We start from the raw sequence: 16,022 nt of genomic DNA, 5'->3' as shown, positions 1-16,022 counted from the left end.
GCGCGAGGCGGGCCTTGTGTGCAAGCCGTGGGCTTACAGCTCCTTAACGGTGCGAACCTGGTCTTTATTCAGGCGGGTGCGCTTGCCGTCCAGTTGTTCGAACTCATAAAAGCCCGAAGACTTGTCGAACGATGGGGTATCGACGGCCTGGATTTCGCGACCGTCATTCAGGGTGATCACTGTCGGCGAGGCGCAACCGGCGAGGGTGGCGAGGCCCAGTGCAAGCATGAGAGCGGCGATGGTCCGTTGAGTCATGAGTTTGTCTCCGAGAGAATACTGCTTCTTAATGGCTGACCTTGAGACGTGTACTACGCCTGCAAGTTCCTTGTACGAGGTTCATTCTGACACGCTGGCCCTTGAGAGCAACAGGTCCGGCGTATTCAGGTTGGCCAGGCGCGGGTCATCGGGCGGGCACTGCAGGCCGATCGCACCGCATTGCAGGAAAACCCTGCGTGGGCTGCGCTCACCGGTGTCCCATGCCCGCTCCACCTCAGTCTTGAGGGGGGTGGGAATGATGCTGATCAAGGGTTCCCAGAATTCGCCGTGGCGCACCATGACCGGAATGTTGGGATTGCGTCGCGCAATCTGACGCAGGTCGGCGAGTAAACGCGCATCGATCTGCGGCACGTCGCACGGCAGTATAAGCAAATGTCCGTGACGTGCGGCGGCAAGTCCCATGCGAATTCCGGCCAAGGGCCCGGGAAAATCCGCGCTGTCGTCGCTCACCAGTTGATCGGCATACGGCGCGTAGCGTTCCTGATTGCGGTTGCACGAGATGATCAGGTCATCGGTGAGCGGTCGTACCACGCGCTGCAGGTGGGCGATCAGCGGCAGACCGCGCCAGTCGAGCAGGCCCTTGTCCTGGCCGCCCATGCGCTGGCCGCGGCCTCCGGCCAGCAGCAGGACCGAGCAGGGCAGTGGGGAAGAATCAACAGACATGGCGGCTCCGCAGCGGCAGCTCAACAGGGGCCTGTGATATAACACCGGGCTGTTCCTTCGACAACCGGACCGAGCCATGAAAGCCAAGGCTGATGCGCCTTTCGTACCCCTGAATATTGCCGTACTGACCGTCAGTGACACCCGCACCCTGGACACCGACACCTCGGGCCAGGTCTTCGTCGACCGTCTCACCGCCGCCGGCCACCGTCTGGCCGAACGCGTATTGCTCAAGGACGACCTCTATAAAATTCGCGCCCAGGTGGCCCACTGGATCGCCGAAGACGTGGTGCAAGTCGTGTTGATCACTGGCGGCACCGGCTTCACCGGCCGCGACAGCACGCCCGAAGCCGTAAGCTGCCTGCTCGACAAACAGGTCGATGGCTTTGGCGAACTTTTCCGCCAGATTTCCGTGGCCGATATCGGCACCTCCACCGTGCAATCCCGCGCCCTGGCCGGCCTGGCCAATGGCACCCTGGTGTGCTGCCTGCCGGGCTCCACCAATGCAGTGCGCACCGGCTGGGATGGCATCCTCGCCGAGCAACTGGATAACCGCCATCGCCCCTGCAACTTCGTGCCCCATTTGAAGCAGGCCGAGCCCTGTGAATCACGTGGGTAAGCCTGGCAGGACCGGCGCCCTGATGCCGCTGGAAGAGGCCCTGCAACGCTTGCTGGACATGGCCGACGCGGCGCGCATTACCGAACGTGACGTGCTGACGCTGGCTGACTGCGATGGTCGCGTGCTGGCGCAGGATTTGGTGTCCACCCTCGACCTGCCGCCCTGGCCCAACAGTGCCATGGACGGCTATGCGCTACGCCTGGCGGACTGGAGCGGCGAGCCATTGGCGGTGAGCCAGCGCATCTTCGCCGGCCAGGCGCCAGCGCCGCTGGCGGCAGGCACCTGTGCACGGATCTTCACCGGTGCGCCGGTGCCGGAGGGCGCCGACTGCGTCGAAATGCAGGAGAACGCGGTTGTTCACCTGGATGAGCGTGTGAGTTTCAGCGAGCCGTTGCAGGCGCAGCAGAACATCCGGCCCCAGGGTCAGGAAACCACGGTCGGTGAGCAGGTTCTGGCCGCCGGCACGCGCCTGGGCCCGATCGAACTGGGGCTGGCTGCCTCGCTTGGACGTGATCGCCTGGACGTGGTGCGCCGCGTTCGCGTGGCCGTGCTGTCGACCGGCGATGAGTTGATCGAACCCGGTTTGCCCCTCGGTCCTGGCCAGATCTACAACAGCAACCGCCGCGTATTGTGCAGTTGGCTGACGCGCATGGGCTGCGAAGTGATCGACGCCGGCATCCTGCCAGACGATCTGAAACAGACCCGCACGCGCCTGGCCGGCCTTGGCAGCGTCGACCTGATCCTGTCCACCGGCGGTGTTTCCGTGGGCGAAGCGGACTTCCTTGGCATCGCTCTGCGTGAAGAAGGCGAACTGGCCTTGTGGAAGCTCGCGATCAAACCTGGCAAGCCGCTGACGTTCGGACATTTTCGTGGCGTGCCGGTGATCGGCCTGCCCGGCAACCCGGCGTCCACCCTGGTGACCTTTGCGTTGCTCGCTCGGCCTTACCTGTTGCGCCGCCAGGGCGTGCCCGACGTCGAGCCCCTGCGTTTCGACGTACCGGCGGGATTCGTCTGGCCCAAACCGGGCAACCGCCGCGAATACCTGCGCGGACGCATCGAGCAGGGCCAGGCGATCATCTACCGCAACCAGAGCTCCGGCGTGCTGCGCAGTGCGGCGTGGGCCGAGGGTTTTGTGGAAGTGCTGGAAGGCACCACGCTGGCTCTCGGAGACCGCGTCAGCTTCATCCCCTTGAGCGAAGTCATGAACTGACCACCGATCCCACTGTGGGCGAGGGTAAGCCCTCTCTTGGATCAAACAAAAAATAACCTGTTGATTTTAAAGCCTGAAATTTCAGGTGACCCAATCTCTGTGGCGAGCGGGCTTGCCCCGCGTTGGGCTGCGCAGCAGCCCCCAAACCAGGCGCTGAGCAGTGTCAGGTATAACGCGTGCTCTTTAATGGGGGCGCTTCGCACCCCAACGCGGGGCAAGCCCGCTCGCCACAGTGAATCCTGGGTGGTTCAGTAATCGTCGCCGCGCTCGGTAACGTCGCGCTCCACCGGCCCTGCATCCGGGTCGTAGCCCACCGGGAATTTACCTTTCAGCGTCCACGCAAACGCGATGATCTCCGCGATGGTGCGGTACAACTCTTCGGGAATACTGTCGCCCAGTTCCATGCGCGCCAGCAGCTTCACCAGCTCGGCATTCTCATAAATGGGCACCTCGTTTTCCCGGGCCAGCTTGAGAATGGCTTCGGCCAGGGCGTCGTCGCCCTTGGCGGTGAGTGTCGGCGCCTGCTGGCCGTCGTACTTGAGGACAATCGCCTGGCGGGGTGAGTGGGCGTCATTCATGCGGTTTCATCCACCCAGCGTTGTTCCAGTCCGGTTTTGGGGCCCCGTGGCGGTGTGCCCAAATGGCAATCGAGGTCGCCGACGTTGATGCCGGACGTCACCAGGCGTTCGCGCAACGTGCCCAGATGACTTTCGATCAGGCTGGCGGTAAACGGGCGTGTTGCCCACAACTGGCTGGACAGTTTGCCCTGGCTCAACTGCGCCTGGACCTGCAACGGCCCCAGCGGCTCCATGTCAAAGGCCAGCTCGACGCGCCAGAGCATCTGCCTGGCGTCCTTGCTGGCCTTGCGTTCGGGCTCATCCTTGTCCGGCGCCGGTTCCTCGCGCTGGAACTTGACCTGCAACGGCACGATGTCCTGCAGGTTGCGCATGGGGATTTCCATCTGCCAGGTGCTTTGCAGGCGTCCGTCGGCAGTCAGACCGGTTTGTTCCAGGCTCGACAGTTGATGGCTCTGTAGCCGCGAAATTGCTCCGGCTGCCAGGCGCAGCAGGTTTTCCAGGTCGCCTTCGCCTTCCAGTTTCGCCATCAGTCGCTCGGGCAGCGGGAAGCCTGCGGGGGCCTGACGCGCGCCGACCTGGCCGAGCGTACCCAACGGGCTGCGCACGAAGTTAGGCATGGCCTGGGCCAGTGTGTTGGCGGCAAGAATGGCGTGCAGGTTGGTGGACGCAGGCAGGGCGGGCAGCAGGTCGGCGACCAGGCGCAGCAGCGCGCCTTTCATATCCAGCGGCGGAATCTGCGGGTTTTGCCCGACCAGTAATTTAGCCTCAAGAAAAGCGCCGCTGTTCTGGATCACTTGCGCCAGCACTTTGGGGTTGCTCACCTGGGCCAGGTCCGGCAACGCTGCCAACAAACGGTCGGCCGCCGCGCGCAGATCGGCTGAGGTGCTGTCGCCACGGGGCAGGTTCTGCAGGGCGGTGAACACCGCATCCAGCGAGCCCTGGCGACTTTGCTGGGTCGCGAGCTGCTGGGTGACGGCCAGTTGATCCTTGAGCCCGCTCAGCGGCACAAAATTGAGGGTTTGCGCATTCTGCACCACGGCGCTGAGCAAGCTGCCCACCCGCAACGGCTGCGGGCTTTCCACCGTGAGGGTGGCGCCGGCCAGTGCGTTATTGAGCACCGTGACCAACGAGCGGTAGACCGCCGGTTGCGCAGTGCCCTGGGGCAGCACCTGGGTGGTCAGCACCTTGGCCTGCAACAGCGTGCCCACCGGCAACTGCTCGGTGTCGAGGCTGGTCAGGGCGGCGACATTGGCGCTCATGGCCTGCTGCAGACTCAAGGTCAGGTTGCCTGCCTGGGTCTGGCTGACCGCGACGTTACTGCCCAACGGCAGCGGTTGCGGGCTGCTGGCCTGCACCAGCGTCTGGCGACCGCCGTCGAGCGTCAGCTTGAGCAGCAACTGAAACGCCTCACCGCCTTGTTTGAGCGCGATGACTTCGGCATTCGCCGTTTTGCCCGCGTCGATCAGCCCGATCTGTGGCTCCAGCAGTTTCAGCAACTGGCCCACCGCAGGCGCAGCACTGGGCCCTGCCGCCGAAGCGGGAGCAAGCGTGGGGAGGTTGATTTCACCGGTCATCGTGCGCGCCATCTCTGGGGAAATTGCCCTCTTTAGCGTAGGGCATCGCATGTATAATGCCGCCCGTGCGCACAGAGAGCGCTAAAAACCTCACAACCATTTGATCCAGCTCTCTAAATTCAGTCGCCGAAGCCGTTATTGTGCTGCTCTCTATAACGGCCGCCGCGCCGCCGACTTGAACCGTAAAGGCCCACGATCTTTTGACCAGCCCTCTTCTTGAAGCCATAGCGCTTGCCTGTGAACGCGACCTGCGCCTGCTGTTCGAACACCTCGAATTGCGGATCGCTGCGGGCGACATGGTGCAGGTCAGCGGCCCCAACGGCAGCGGCAAGACCAGTCTGCTGCGCCTGTTGGCCGGGTTGATGCAGCCGACCGCAGGCGTGGTGCGGCTCAACGGCAAACCGCTGGACGAGCAACGCCGCGAGCTTGCACGCAACCTGATCTGGATCGGCCACGCCGCCGGGATCAAGGACGTGCTCAGCGCTGAAGAAAACCTCAGTTGGCTCTGCGCCCTGCATCGCCCGGCCAGTCGCGACGCGATCTGGCAGGCCCTCGCCGCTGTCGGGCTCAAGGGTTTTGAAGACGTGCCCTGCCACACCCTGTCCGCCGGCCAGCAACGTCGCGTGGCGCTGGCGCGCCTGTATCTGCCCGGCCCACCGTTGTGGATCCTCGACGAGCCGTTCACCGCCCTGGACACACAAGGCGTCGCCCAACTCGAAAAGCACCTGGCCAGGCACTGTGAGCAGGGCGGCAGCGTAGTGCTCACCACGCACCACACCCTCGCGCACACGCCCGCCGGTTACCGCGAGCTGGACCTGAGCCGGTGGCCGGCATGAGTGTGTTCGCCCTGCTGGTCGCCCGCGAGGCGCGGCTGTTGTGCCGCCGCCCGGCCGAGTTGGCCAACCCCCTGGTATTCTTCGCCATCGTCATTGCGCTGTTTCCGTTGGCAGTCGGCCCCGAGGCCGGGCTGTTGCAAACCTTGTCCCCGGGGCTGGTGTGGGTGGCCGCGCTGTTATCCGTGCTGCTCTCGCTGGACGGGCTGTTTCGCAGTGATTTCGAAGACGGCTCCCTGGAGCAGTGGGTCCTTTCGCCGCACCCGTTGCCGCTTCTGGTATTGGCCAAAGTGCTGGCACACTGGGTGTTTTCCGGCCTGGCGCTGGTGTTGCTTGCGCCGCTGCTGGCGATGATGCTGGGCTTGCCCGTCGAGTGTCTGCCGGTATTGTTACTGTCTTTGTTGCTCGGTACGCCGGTGCTCAGCTTGCTGGGGGCAGTGGGCGCCGCGTTGACCGTTGGTTTGAAGCGCGGCGGTCTGCTGCTGGCCCTGTTGATTCTGCCGTTGTATATCCCGGTGTTGATCCTCGGCAGTGGCGCGTTGCAAGCCGCGCTCATGGGCCTGCCGGCGAGCGGTTACCTGTTGTGGCTGGGCAGCTTGACCGCCCTGGCGGTAACCCTGACACCCTTTGCCATAGCGGCCGGCCTGAAAATCAGCGTCGGCGAATAATGAGGTCTGGCTTGGCCAGTAAAGACCCTAAGCGTTTTGCCACGGCAAGACGCAACCGTGAGAAACAGCAATGAACTGGACCTGGTTTCACAAGCTCGGCTCGCCCAAATGGTTTTACGGCATCAGCGGCAAGCTGCTGCCGGGGTTGAGCATCGCCGCCCTGCTGCTGATCGGCATCGGCCTGGTCTGGGGCCTGGCCTTCGCGCCGCCGGACTATCAGCAAGGCAACAGTTTTCGCATCATCTACATCCACGTGCCCGCCGCCCTGCTGGCGCAGTCCTGCTACGTGATGCTGGCGGTGTGCGGCATTGTCGGCCTGGTGTGGAAGATGAAACTGGCCGACGTGGCCCTGCAATGCGCCGCGCCCATCGGTGCGTGGATGACCGCCGTGGCGCTGGTGACCGGTGCGATCTGGGGCAAACCCACCTGGGGTTCGTGGTGGGTGTGGGATGCGCGCCTGACCTCGATGCTGATCCTGCTGTTCCTGTATTTCGGCCTGATTGCCCTGGGCAACGCGATCAGCAACCGTGACAGCGCGGCCAAGGCCTGCGCGGTGCTGGCCATCGTCGGCGTGATCAACATCCCGATCATCAAATACTCGGTTGAGTGGTGGAACACCCTGCACCAGGGCGCCACCTTCACCCTCACCGAAAAACCGGCCATGCCGGTGCAAATGTGGGCGCCACTGCTGCTGATGGTGCTGGGCTTCTACTGCTTCTTCGGTGCGGTGCTGCTGCTGCGCATGCGCCTTGAAGTGCTCAAGCGTGAAGCCCGCGCCAGTTGGGCCAAGGCCGAAATACAGCGCTGCCTGGGAGTACGCCCGTGAGCTTTGCGTCGTTCAGTGATTTTCTCGCGATGGGCCACCACGGCCTGTATGTGTGGACAGCCTACGGTATCTGCCTGGCGGTGCTGGCCCTCAACGTCGGCGCGCCGATCCTGGCCCGCAAGCGTTACCTGCAACAAGAGGCGCGTCGTTTGCGCCGGGAGACCGAAAAGTGAATCCGCTGCGTAGAAAGCGCCTGTTGATCATCCTCGCCATCATGGCCGGCGTCGGCATTGCCGTGGGCCTGGCGTTGAGTGCGCTGCAGCAGAACATCAACCTCTTCTACACGCCGACCCAGATCGCCAACGGCGAAGCGCCTCTGAACACGCGGATCCGCGCCGGCGGCATGGTGGAAAAAGGCTCGTTGAAACGTTCCGGCGACTCCCTGGACGTGACCTTCGTGGTCACCGACTTCAACAAGGCCGTGACCATCACCTATCGCGGCATCCTCCCGGACCTGTTCCGCGAAGGCCAGGGCATCGTTGCCCTGGGCAAGCTCAACGCCAGGGGCGTGGTGGTGGCCGATGAAGTGCTGGCCAAGCACGACGAGAAATACATGCCGCCCGAGGTGACCAAAGCCCTTAAAGACAGCGGCCAATCCGCGCCAACCCCGGCCAGGGAGGTTAAGCCATGACCAGCGCACTCTTTATTCCGGAGCTTGGCCAGTTGGCGATGATCCTCGCCCTGTGTTTTGCCGTCGTGCAGGCCGTGGTGCCGTTGCTCGGCGCCTGGCGCGGCGACCGGCTGTGGATGAGCCTGGCGCAGCCGGCCGCCTGGGGCCAGTTTGCCTTCCTGCTGTTCGCGTTCGGTTGCCTGACCTACGCCTTCATGACCGACGACTTTTCCGTCGCCTACGTCGCCAACAACTCCAACAGCGCCTTGCCCTGGTACTACAAGTTCAGCGCCGTGTGGGGCGCCCACGAAGGCTCGCTGTTGCTGTGGGCCTTGATCCTCGGCGGCTGGACGTTCGCCGTGTCGGTGTTCTCGCGCCAATTGCCGCAGGTGATGCTGGCCCGCGTGCTGGCGGTGATGGGCATGATCAGCATCGGTTTCCTGCTGTTCCTGATCATGACCTCCAACCCGTTCAGCCGCATCCTGCCGCAGATCCCGCTGGACGGGCGCGACCTTAACCCGTTGCTGCAGGACATCGGCCTGATCGTGCACCCGCCGATGCTCTACATGGGCTACGTCGGGTTCTCCGTGGCCTTCGCCTTTGCCATCGCTGCCTTGCTCGGCGGGCGCCTCGATGCGGCCTGGGCACGCTGGTCGCGGCCATGGACCATTGTCGCCTGGGCCTTCCTCGGCATCGGCATCACGCTGGGTTCGTGGTGGGCCTACTACGAACTCGGCTGGGGCGGCTGGTGGTTCTGGGACCCGGTGGAAAACGCCTCGTTCATGCCCTGGCTGGTGGGCACTGCGCTGATTCACTCGCTGGCGGTCACGGAAAAGCGCGGCGTGTTCAAAAGCTGGACGGTGCTGCTGGCGATTGCCGCGTTTTCCCTCAGTCTGCTCGGCACATTTCTCGTGCGTTCGGGGGTGCTGACGTCGGTGCATGCGTTTGCATCCGACCCTGCGCGGGGCGTGTTCATTCTGATTTTCCTGCTGTTCGTGGTCGGCGGCTCTCTGACCCTGTTCGCCCTGCGCGCACCGGTGGTCAAGAGCCAGGTGGGCTTCAACCTGTGGTCGCGGGAAACCCTGCTGCTGGGCAATAACCTGGTGCTGGTGGTGACCGCCTCGATGATCCTGCTCGGCACCCTGTACCCGCTGGTGCTGGATGCCCTGAGCGGCGCCAAGTTGTCGGTCGGCCCGCCGTATTTCAACGCGTTGTTCATTCCGTTGATGGGCCTGCTGATGGGGGTGATGGCGATCGGCATGCTGGTGCGCTGGAAAGACACCCCGCTGAAGTGGCTGGCCGGCATGCTGCTGCCGGTGTTGCTGGGCAGCGTGGTCCTGGCGGTGATCGCAGGCATTGCCTATGGCGACTTCAACTGGGCGGTGCTCGCCACCTTCCTGCTGGCCGGCTGGGTATTGCTCGCCGGTGCGCGCGACATCCTCGACAAGACGCGCCACAAAGGCTTGATCAAAGGTCTGCCCGGCCTGACTCGCAGCTACTGGGGCATGCAGATTGCGCACCTGGGCATTGCGGTCTGCGCGCTGGGCGTGGTGCTGTCCAGCCAGAACAGCGCCGAGCGCGACCTGCGCCTGGCGCCGGGCGAATCGATGGACCTGGCCGGTTACCACTTTATTTTCGAAGGCGCCAGGCACTTCGAGGGGCCGAACTTTACCTCCGACAGAGGCACCGTGCGCGTCATCCGCAGCGGCAAGGAAGTGGCCGTGCTGCACCCGGAAAAACGCCTGTACACGGTGCAGAGTTCGATGATGACCGAAGCCGGCATCGACGCCGGTTTTACCCGAGACCTGTATGTGGCCCTGGGCGAACCGTTGGGCGAGGGCGCCTGGGCGGTGCGCGTGCACGTCAAACCGTTCGTGCGCTGGATCTGGTTCGGCGGCCTGCTCACCGGCGCAGGCGGTTTGCTGGCGGCGCTTGACCGGCGTTATCGCATCAAAGTCAAAACCCGGGTGCGCGAAGCCCTCGGCCTGCAAGGAGCTGCGGTATGAAGCGAGGGTTGATGCTGGTGCCACTGGTGCTGTTTCTGCTGGTGGCGGTGTTTCTCTATCGCGGGCTGTACCTGAACCCCGCCGAGTTGCCGTCGGCCATGATCGGCAAGCCGTTTCCCGAATTCTCGTTGCCCAGCGTGCAGGGCGATAAAGCCCTGACCCGCGCCGACCTGCTGGGCAAGCCGGCGCTGGTCAACGTGTGGGGCACCTGGTGCATCTCCTGCCGCATCGAGCACCCGGTGCTGAACAAGCTGGCCGAGCAGGGCGTGGTGATCTACGGCATCGATTACAAGGACGACAACGCCGCCGCGCTGAAATGGCTGGCCGAGTTTCACAACCCTTATCAACTGAATATTCGCGATGACGACGGCAACCTCGGGCTGAACCTTGGCGTGTACGGCGCTCCGGAAACCTTCTTCATCGATGCCAGGGGCGTGATCCGCGACAAGTACGTCGGCGTGATCGACGAAGCGGTGTGGCGCGAGCAACTGGCCGCCAGGTACCAGGCGCTGGTCGATGAGGCCACGCCATGAAGCGCCTGCTTGCCGCTGCCGTGCTGGTCTTGGGATTGGCCGGTGTGGCCCACGCTGCCATCGATACCTATGAATTTGCCAGTGACGCCGAGCGCACGCGGTTTCGCGAACTGACCAAAGAACTGCGCTGCCCCAAGTGCCAGAACCAGGATATCGCCGACTCCAACGCGCCCATCGCCGCCGACCTGCGCAAAGAGATCTTCCGCATGCTGGGGGAGGGCAAGGACGACCAGCAGATCATCGACTTCATGGTCGACCGCTACGGTGAATTCGTGCGCTACAAACCGGCCCTCAACGCCAAAACCGCGCTGCTCTGGTTCGGGCCTGCCGGGTTGTTGCTGACGGGCCTGGTCGTCATGGCGGTGATCGTGCGTCGTCGGCGTGCTGCACCGACCGATGGATCCGACGCGCTGTCCCCTGAGGAGCGCAAACGTCTCGACCACTTGCTGGATGCCAAGACCGATGATTGATTTCTGGCTCGCCGCCGGCTTGCTGCTGTTGACCGCCCTGAGTTTTCTGTTGATTCCCGTGTTGCGCGGCCGGCGTGCCCAGCGTGAAGAGGATCGCACCGCACTGAACGTCGCGCTGTATCAGGAGCGCCTCGCCGAGCTGCACGTGCAGCAACAGGAAGGCGTACTTACCGCTGCGCAATTGGAGACCGGCCGTGCCGAAGCTGCGCGCGAATTATTGGCCGACACCGAAGGCGTGCAACTGCCCCGCGAGTCGCGCCTGGGCAAACCGCTGCCATTGTTGGCGGCGTTGCTGGTCCCGGTGCTGGGCGTTGCGCTGTACTTGCACTACGGCGCCAGCGACAAGGTTGAACTGACCCGCGAGCTCTCGCGGCCGCCGGTGTCCATGGAAGACATGACCCACCGCCTGGAGCGCGCCGCTGCGGCCCAGCCCGACTCGGCCGAAGGCCTGTACTTCCTTGGCCGTGCCTATATGGCCCAGGGCCGTTCTGCCGATGCCGCCCGGGTGTTCGAACGCACCGTGGCCCTGGCCGGGCGCCGGCCGGAACTGCTCGGGCAGTGGGCGCAGGCGCAGTATTTTGCCGATAACAAACAATGGTCGCCCAGGATTCAGGCACTCACGGACGAAGCGTTGAAGCTCGATCCCAAGGAAGTCACCAGCCTCGGCCTGCTTGGCATCGCCGCGTTCGAGGGCCAGCGCTATCAGGCAGCCATCGACTACTGGAACCGCCTGTTGGCGCAGTTGCCGGCCGAAGATAATTCCCGCGCCGCGCTGCAGGGTGGCATCGACCGCGCGGCGCAAAAACTCAAGGAAAACGGCGGCGTGGTGGCGCAACAGTCGGTGATGACAGTGCGCGTGGACCTGTCCGCCGAGGTAAAAGCCAACGTCCTGCCCTCCGACAGCGTGTTCATCTTCGTGCGTGCCGTGAAGGGACCGCCCGCGCCGCTGGCGGTCAAGCGTGTGACCGTCGCCGAGCTGCCCATCACGGTTGAACTGGGAGATGCCGACGCGATGATGCCGTCGTTGAAACTGTCCAACTTCCCTGAAGTCCAACTGGTTGCGCGCATATCCCGGGCAGGTATTCCAACCGCCGGCCAGTGGATCGGCCGCAGCCAACCCCTGGCCAGCAGCACCACTGCGTTGCAGCCGCTGACCATCGACAGTCCGGACCCGTAACTTCGAGGAAACGCCCATGACCGCCCTTGCACGCATCACCCTGCTCAGCCTCGTACTCGGCTTGAGTGCCTGCGCGGTCCACCGCCCACCTCCGGCGCCTACCGGCCCGACCATCCCGCCGTCGGGCCCGTCGACGCAGCCGAGCACTCAACCCTCCGGCCCGGTCACGCCACAGCCCAAGCCTGTGCCGAGCAAATCCCCGACCTTCGCCCCGCCACCCGGCGCCGCCAGCCACTGGGACGGCAAGATGCAGGTGTATGTGCTGGAAGAGCAGCCCGACACCTTCTACCGCCAGCGCACCTACTACCGCTGGAGCAACGGCTGGAGCCGCTCCATCAGCCCGAACGGGCCATGGGAAGAGACCGACGTGCAGGGTGTGCCGCCGGGCTTGAGCAAGCAGTACGCACAATGACAAGGCGACCTTCGGGTCGCTTCTTCCATCTCGCAAACCAGCTCCCACAGCAGATTTTATTCGGCCATCAAGCCGAGGTATTCCCGACTCTGCCTACCAACGGGTGTATGGCGGTCCGCGCTCCGGTAAGGTAGCCCCCATGTCTGGAAAACAAGCAAACAGGGTGTATTGATGGCCGGCAGGTTGATCTATCTCATCGGGCCGTCGGGTTCGGGCAAGGACAGCCTGCTGGATGCTGCGCGCTCACGTTTGGCCGAGCGCGGCTGTCGCATCGTGCGCCGCGTCATCACGCGTTCGGCGGAGGCGGTGGGCGAGGCGGCGCAGGGTGTGAGCCCGGAGCAGTTTGCCGCGCTGCTGGCTCAGGGCGCATTTGCCCTCAGTTGGCAGGCCAATGGGTTGTCCTACGGCATCCCGCGCGAGATCGACGACTGGCTGGCGGCGGGGGAGGACGTGCTGGTCAACGGCTCCCGTGCGCATCTGGCGCAAACCCGCGAGCGCTACCCGGGCATGGGGGTGCTGTTGCTGACGGTGGATCACACCCTGTTGCGCCAACGCCTGATCGCGCGGGGGCGCGAGTCGTTGGAAGATATCGAGGATCGCCTGGCGCGCAATGCGCGGTTCACGGCGCAGATGATCGCCGGTAATGACGCCGGTTTGTATGTACTCGACAATTCCGGCGCTCTGGAAGATACCGTCGAACATCTCTTGTCAGTCCTGCTGAAAATCCAGTGTGGGAGGGGGCTTGCTCCCGATGGCGGTGGAACCGTCGCCTGATGAACTGACTGATCAAGCAAGCCCCTCCTTCACTGGATCCGCATCGTCCTTCGCTACCCCAATATCCCGTCACATAACCGACAGTCACCCAGCTGAATTTCGTGCTTGAGTAAAGATAACTCCAGGGTTATCTTTAATCGGGCCAAGCCAAGGAGGCCGAGGTGCAAAGCAGGTTGTTGATCAAGGAACTGCAGGAAGCAGGTTGGGTGCTGGATCGCGTCACGGGCAGCCATCCTATTTTTACCCACCGCTATAACCCGTACACGATCCCGGTGCCCCATCCAAAAAAGGATTTGCCGCTGGGCACCGTCAGCAGCATCAGAAAACGCGCCGGTCTGTTTCAGTTTTAAGGAGAGCATGCATGCAATACCCAATCTGTATCGAATGGGGCGATGACTTCACCGCCACCGGCATCCAGATCCCCGACATTCCCGGCGCTGTCACCGCCGGGGACAGTTTTGAAGAGGCGTACAACGCAGCGGTGGAAGTCGCACACATCATGCTGCAGGCGATTGCCGCAGAGGGCGGGGTGATTCCGATGCCAACGTCGGTGGCCAATCACCACGCCGACGAAGCGTACGCCGGCATGGGCTGGGGGATGCTGGAGCTGGATATTTCGCCCTATCTGGGCCGGACCGAGAAGGTCAATGTGACCTTGCCCGGTTATGTTATCCAGCGCATCGACCGCTATGTGCGCGAGCACAAGGTCAAAAGCCGCTCGTCATTTCTGGCGGACGCGGCATTGGAGAAGTTGGTGCGTTCCTAGGCGGTTGCGACCGCCGCGTGCCGTGATGCACCCAGGAAGCGCAGCAACGCCAGCAGCGGGAATGCGCTGCCCACCAGCATCACGCCCAGCCAGCCGCCGTGTTCATACACACTGCTGGCAATCGCCGAGCCGAAGGCGCCGCCGATGAAGATGCTGGTCATGTACAGCGCATTCAGGCGGCTGCGGCTATTGGCGTCGAGGGCATAGATGGCGCGCTGGCCGAGCACCATGTTCATCTGCACGCAGAAATCCAGCACCACGCCGGTCACGGCCAGGCCGATGACGCTGTACAACGGATGAACCAGGGCCGGCAGGAAGCTCAACGCGGCAAACAGCATGGCCAGCAGCGAGGCGCGATGGGTGTGGCCCGCGTCGGCCAGACGGCCGGCAATGGGCGCGGCGATGGCGCCGATGGCGCCCACCAGGGCGAAGAGTGCGATTTGTGTCTGGCTCAGACCGTGGCTGCGCACCAGCTCCAGCGGAGCGGCGGTCCAGAACAGGCTGAAGGTGGCGAACAGGCAGCCCTGGTAAAACGCGCGCTGGCGCAGTAGCGGTTGTTCACGCAGCAGGGTGCCCAGAGAGCGCAGTAACTGGCCGTAGCTGGCGCTGTGGTCGGGTTGACGCCTGGGAATGGTCAGCATCAGCACCACGCTGATAAACGCCATCAACGCGGCGGCCGCCATGAACATCGCGCGCCAGCCGAAGTGGTCGGCCACCAGGCTGGACACCGGCCGTGCGAGCAAAATGCCGAGTAACAAACCGCCCATGATGCTGCCCACCACCCGTCCACGGGATTCGGCGGGCGCCAGGTGCGCGGCCAGCGGGATCAGGATCTGCACCGACACCGAACTGAAGCCGATCAGCAGCGACACCAGCAGGAACAGGTTCGGCTGCTCGGTAAATGCCGCGCCCAGCAGGCTGGCGATGGCCACCACGGTGGTGGTGATCATCAGCTTGCGGTTTTCCAGCAGGTCACCCAAGGGCACCAGAAAAAACAGGCCCAGGGCATAGCCGATCTGCGTCAGCGACACGATCAGGCTCGCCATCGCGGGCGTCAGGCCGATGTCCGGCGCGATCATTTCGATGATCGGCTGCGCGTAATAGATGTTGGCCACAATGGCACCGCAGCAAAACGCAAACAGCATCACCATGCCTCGGGTCATGGTGGGTGCAGCGTGGAACGTAGCGTTCATGGTGTTCTCATAAAGCAGGGGAGGATGGTGAGCGAGAGTAGAGACAATGCCCTGGGACGAGTAGGCTGTTCGGCGTGATATTACTTATGCCGGGCAATGATACATTCAGTCACAACTGCCGAAACAGGAAATCCACTGCGATGAAGATCACGTTGAATAAGATGATTTTGGCCTCAACCCTCGCCGCTGCCATGGCGGTGGGCCTGGCGCACGCGGCCGAGGCCCCGCGCGTTGGCGTACGCGGCGCCATCACCGCGATGGACGGGGATGCCATGCACGTCAAGGTCAACAGCGGCGAAGACGTGGTCGTGCACCTTACCCCGGCCACCCAGGTGCGAGCTGTGACGCTGACCAAAATTGATCAGATCAAGCCGGGCAGCTACATCGGCTCGGCTGCCATGCCCAATGCCGACGGCACCCTGACCGCCCTTGAAGTCCACGTATTCCCCCCGGCCATGGCCGGCACGGGTGAAGGGCATCGGGCATTCGATTTAAAGGAAGGCAGCAGCATGACCAACGGCACCGTCGGCGACCTGGTGGTCAGCAAAGGACGTACGTTGACCGTCAGATACAAGGGCGGCGAGCAGAAGATCGTGGTGCCGGATGATGTGCCGATCGTCAACCTGGAGCCTGGGGATCGCACGTTGCTCAAGCCGGGCGTGAAGGTGGTGTTGTTCGCGTCGCAGGGGGCGGGCGGGAAAGTCACTGCCCAGGCGATCTCTGCCGGGAAGGATGGCGTGACACCGCCGATGTAATTGCCGAATGCAAAACCACTGTGGGAGCTGGCTTGCCTGCGATAGCGTCACCTCGGTCTGTCTGATACAGCGAGGTGTCTGC

Annotated in this window: 21 protein-coding genes; 16 read left to right on the top strand and 5 right to left on the bottom strand. The window is 63.7% G+C overall.

Features of this window, described 5'->3' with window-relative positions:
* Positions 1–33: 33 nt before the first annotated feature.
* Positions 34–255, bottom strand: a complete 222-nt coding sequence (locus tag TU79_RS13130; RefSeq protein WP_015371619.1) for a YgdI/YgdR family lipoprotein — start codon at positions 253–255, stop codon at positions 34–36.
* An 81-nt stretch (positions 256–336) separates the two neighbouring features.
* Entirely contained in the window at positions 337–939 is a 603-nt protein-coding gene (gene mobA, locus TU79_RS13125) for a molybdenum cofactor guanylyltransferase MobA (RefSeq protein ID WP_057008369.1), read from the bottom strand.
* A gap of 76 nt (positions 940–1,015) precedes the next feature.
* Here mobA and moaB point away from each other — a divergent pair, with 76 nt between their 5' ends.
* Together moaB and TU79_RS13115 are read left to right on the top strand one after the other, a co-directional pair.
* A complete protein-coding gene (gene moaB, locus TU79_RS13120) occupies positions 1,016–1,555 on the top strand; it encodes a molybdenum cofactor biosynthesis protein B (RefSeq protein WP_057008368.1) in 540 nt (179 codons plus the stop codon).
* Positions 1,539–2,765, top strand: coding sequence for a molybdopterin molybdotransferase MoeA (locus TU79_RS13115; protein WP_139136767.1), 1,227 nt, complete (start codon positions 1,539–1,541; stop codon positions 2,763–2,765). Before moaB ends, TU79_RS13115 begins: the two co-directional genes overlap by 17 nt.
* Before the next feature lie 248 nt (positions 2,766–3,013).
* On the opposite strand, the gene TU79_RS13110 is transcribed toward TU79_RS13115, so the two are convergent.
* A complete protein-coding gene (locus TU79_RS13110) occupies positions 3,014–3,343 on the bottom strand; it encodes an EscU/YscU/HrcU family type III secretion system export apparatus switch protein (protein WP_057008366.1) in 330 nt (109 codons plus the stop codon).
* A complete protein-coding gene (gene fliK, locus TU79_RS13105) occupies positions 3,340–4,917 on the bottom strand; it encodes a flagellar hook-length control protein FliK (protein WP_057008443.1) in 1,578 nt (525 codons plus the stop codon). Before fliK ends, TU79_RS13110 begins: the two co-directional genes overlap by 4 nt.
* Before the next feature lie 200 nt (positions 4,918–5,117).
* On the opposite strand from fliK, the gene ccmA reads away from it, so the two are divergent.
* The 13 genes from ccmA to TU79_RS13040 all read left to right on the top strand — a co-directional run bounded on the left by ccmA (position 5,118) and on the right by TU79_RS13040 (position 13,992).
* Positions 5,118–5,753 (top strand): cytochrome c biogenesis heme-transporting ATPase CcmA, encoded by a 636-nt coding sequence (gene ccmA, locus TU79_RS13100; protein WP_057008365.1) that lies wholly within the window; start codon positions 5,118–5,120, stop codon positions 5,751–5,753.
* Positions 5,750–6,418: a heme exporter protein CcmB gene (gene ccmB, locus TU79_RS13095; protein WP_057008442.1), complete on the top strand. Its 669-nt coding sequence runs from the start codon at positions 5,750–5,752 to the stop codon at positions 6,416–6,418. The genes ccmA and ccmB overlap by 4 nt, the downstream gene beginning before the upstream one ends.
* A 70-nt stretch (positions 6,419–6,488) precedes the next feature.
* Complete coding sequence (locus TU79_RS13090; RefSeq protein WP_057008364.1) at positions 6,489–7,244, top strand: heme ABC transporter permease; 756 nt, start codon at positions 6,489–6,491, stop codon at positions 7,242–7,244.
* Positions 7,241–7,417 carry a heme exporter protein CcmD gene (ccmD, locus tag TU79_RS13085; RefSeq protein ID WP_057008363.1) on the top strand — a complete coding sequence of 59 codons (177 nt, stop codon included), beginning with the start codon at positions 7,241–7,243 and terminating at the stop codon, positions 7,415–7,417. Before TU79_RS13090 ends, ccmD begins: the two co-directional genes overlap by 4 nt.
* The gene (gene ccmE / locus TU79_RS13080; RefSeq protein ID WP_057008362.1) at positions 7,414–7,875 is read left to right on the top strand and encodes a cytochrome c maturation protein CcmE; all 462 of its coding nucleotides are present in this window, start codon (positions 7,414–7,416) and stop codon (positions 7,873–7,875) included. The genes ccmD and ccmE overlap by 4 nt, the downstream gene beginning before the upstream one ends.
* The gene (locus TU79_RS13075) at positions 7,872–9,860 is read left to right on the top strand and encodes a heme lyase CcmF/NrfE family subunit (protein WP_057008361.1); all 1,989 of its coding nucleotides are present in this window, start codon (positions 7,872–7,874) and stop codon (positions 9,858–9,860) included. The genes ccmE and TU79_RS13075 overlap by 4 nt, the downstream gene beginning before the upstream one ends.
* Positions 9,857–10,393 carry a DsbE family thiol:disulfide interchange protein gene (locus TU79_RS13070; RefSeq protein ID WP_057008360.1) on the top strand — a complete coding sequence of 179 codons (537 nt, stop codon included), beginning with the start codon at positions 9,857–9,859 and terminating at the stop codon, positions 10,391–10,393. Before TU79_RS13075 ends, TU79_RS13070 begins: the two co-directional genes overlap by 4 nt.
* Entirely contained in the window at positions 10,390–10,863 is a 474-nt protein-coding gene (locus tag TU79_RS13065; protein ID WP_057008359.1) for a cytochrome c-type biogenesis protein, read from the top strand. The genes TU79_RS13070 and TU79_RS13065 overlap by 4 nt, the downstream gene beginning before the upstream one ends.
* Positions 10,856–12,040, top strand: coding sequence for a c-type cytochrome biogenesis protein CcmI (ccmI, locus tag TU79_RS13060; protein WP_057008358.1), 1,185 nt, complete (start codon positions 10,856–10,858; stop codon positions 12,038–12,040). Before TU79_RS13065 ends, ccmI begins: the two co-directional genes overlap by 8 nt.
* A gap of 16 nt (positions 12,041–12,056) precedes the next feature.
* Complete coding sequence (locus TU79_RS13055) at positions 12,057–12,452, top strand: hypothetical protein (protein ID WP_057008357.1); 396 nt, start codon at positions 12,057–12,059, stop codon at positions 12,450–12,452.
* Positions 12,453–12,623: 171 nt separating this feature from the next.
* Positions 12,624–13,226 (top strand): phosphonate metabolism protein/1,5-bisphosphokinase (PRPP-forming) PhnN, encoded by a 603-nt coding sequence (phnN, locus tag TU79_RS13050; protein ID WP_057008356.1) that lies wholly within the window; start codon positions 12,624–12,626, stop codon positions 13,224–13,226.
* Positions 13,227–13,387: 161 nt separating this feature from the next.
* Positions 13,388–13,576: a type II toxin-antitoxin system HicA family toxin gene (locus TU79_RS13045; RefSeq protein ID WP_057008355.1), complete on the top strand. Its 189-nt coding sequence runs from the start codon at positions 13,388–13,390 to the stop codon at positions 13,574–13,576.
* A gap of 11 nt (positions 13,577–13,587) precedes the next feature.
* Positions 13,588–13,992, top strand: coding sequence for a type II toxin-antitoxin system HicB family antitoxin (locus TU79_RS13040; protein ID WP_057008354.1), 405 nt, complete (start codon positions 13,588–13,590; stop codon positions 13,990–13,992).
* On the opposite strand, the gene TU79_RS13035 is transcribed toward TU79_RS13040, so the two are convergent.
* Entirely contained in the window at positions 13,989–15,185 is a 1,197-nt protein-coding gene (locus tag TU79_RS13035) for an MFS transporter (RefSeq protein ID WP_082638488.1), read from the bottom strand. The two genes, TU79_RS13040 and TU79_RS13035, sit on opposite strands and share 4 nt — an antisense overlap.
* A 140-nt stretch (positions 15,186–15,325) precedes the next feature.
* On the opposite strand from TU79_RS13035, the gene TU79_RS13030 reads away from it, so the two are divergent.
* Positions 15,326–15,940, top strand: coding sequence for a DUF5666 domain-containing protein (locus tag TU79_RS13030; RefSeq protein ID WP_057008352.1), 615 nt, complete (start codon positions 15,326–15,328; stop codon positions 15,938–15,940).
* The last annotated feature ends 82 nt before the right edge of the window (positions 15,941–16,022 follow it).

Origin of the sequence: Pseudomonas trivialis (assembly GCF_001439805.1) — a bacterium.
Taxonomy (GTDB): Bacteria; Pseudomonadota; Gammaproteobacteria; order Pseudomonadales; family Pseudomonadaceae; genus Aquipseudomonas; species Aquipseudomonas trivialis.
Note: the sequence above shows the minus strand (reverse complement) of the source record. Positions and strands in the feature narration are given on the sequence as shown.

Bases quoted from the DNA above. Each gene is read 5' to 3' on its own strand.
- TU79_RS13090 (WP_057008364.1), top strand. From the start codon at position 6,489: ATGAACTGGACCTGGTTTCACAAGCTCGGCTCGCCCAAATGGTTTTAC.
- TU79_RS13035 (WP_082638488.1), bottom strand. From the start codon at position 15,185: ATGAACGCTACGTTCCACGCTGCACCCACCATGACCCGAGGCATGGTG.
- TU79_RS13130 (WP_015371619.1), bottom strand. From the start codon at position 255: ATGACTCAACGGACCATCGCCGCTCTCATGCTTGCACTGGGCCTCGCC.
- ccmI (WP_057008358.1), top strand. From the start codon at position 10,856: ATGATTGATTTCTGGCTCGCCGCCGGCTTGCTGCTGTTGACCGCCCTG.
- mobA (WP_057008369.1), bottom strand. From the start codon at position 939: ATGTCTGTTGATTCTTCCCCACTGCCCTGCTCGGTCCTGCTGCTGGCC.
- TU79_RS13065 (WP_057008359.1), top strand. From the start codon at position 10,390: ATGAAGCGCCTGCTTGCCGCTGCCGTGCTGGTCTTGGGATTGGCCGGT.
- phnN (WP_057008356.1), top strand. From the start codon at position 12,624: ATGGCCGGCAGGTTGATCTATCTCATCGGGCCGTCGGGTTCGGGCAAG.
- fliK (WP_057008443.1), bottom strand. From the start codon at position 4,917: ATGACCGGTGAAATCAACCTCCCCACGCTTGCTCCCGCTTCGGCGGCA.
- TU79_RS13055 (WP_057008357.1), top strand. From the start codon at position 12,057: ATGACCGCCCTTGCACGCATCACCCTGCTCAGCCTCGTACTCGGCTTG.
- TU79_RS13110 (WP_057008366.1), bottom strand. From the start codon at position 3,343: ATGAATGACGCCCACTCACCCCGCCAGGCGATTGTCCTCAAGTACGAC.
- TU79_RS13040 (WP_057008354.1), top strand. From the start codon at position 13,588: ATGCAATACCCAATCTGTATCGAATGGGGCGATGACTTCACCGCCACC.
- TU79_RS13030 (WP_057008352.1), top strand. From the start codon at position 15,326: ATGAAGATCACGTTGAATAAGATGATTTTGGCCTCAACCCTCGCCGCT.
- TU79_RS13070 (WP_057008360.1), top strand. From the start codon at position 9,857: ATGAAGCGAGGGTTGATGCTGGTGCCACTGGTGCTGTTTCTGCTGGTG.
- moaB (WP_057008368.1), top strand. From the start codon at position 1,016: ATGAAAGCCAAGGCTGATGCGCCTTTCGTACCCCTGAATATTGCCGTA.
- TU79_RS13075 (WP_057008361.1), top strand. From the start codon at position 7,872: ATGACCAGCGCACTCTTTATTCCGGAGCTTGGCCAGTTGGCGATGATC.
- ccmB (WP_057008442.1), top strand. From the start codon at position 5,750: ATGAGTGTGTTCGCCCTGCTGGTCGCCCGCGAGGCGCGGCTGTTGTGC.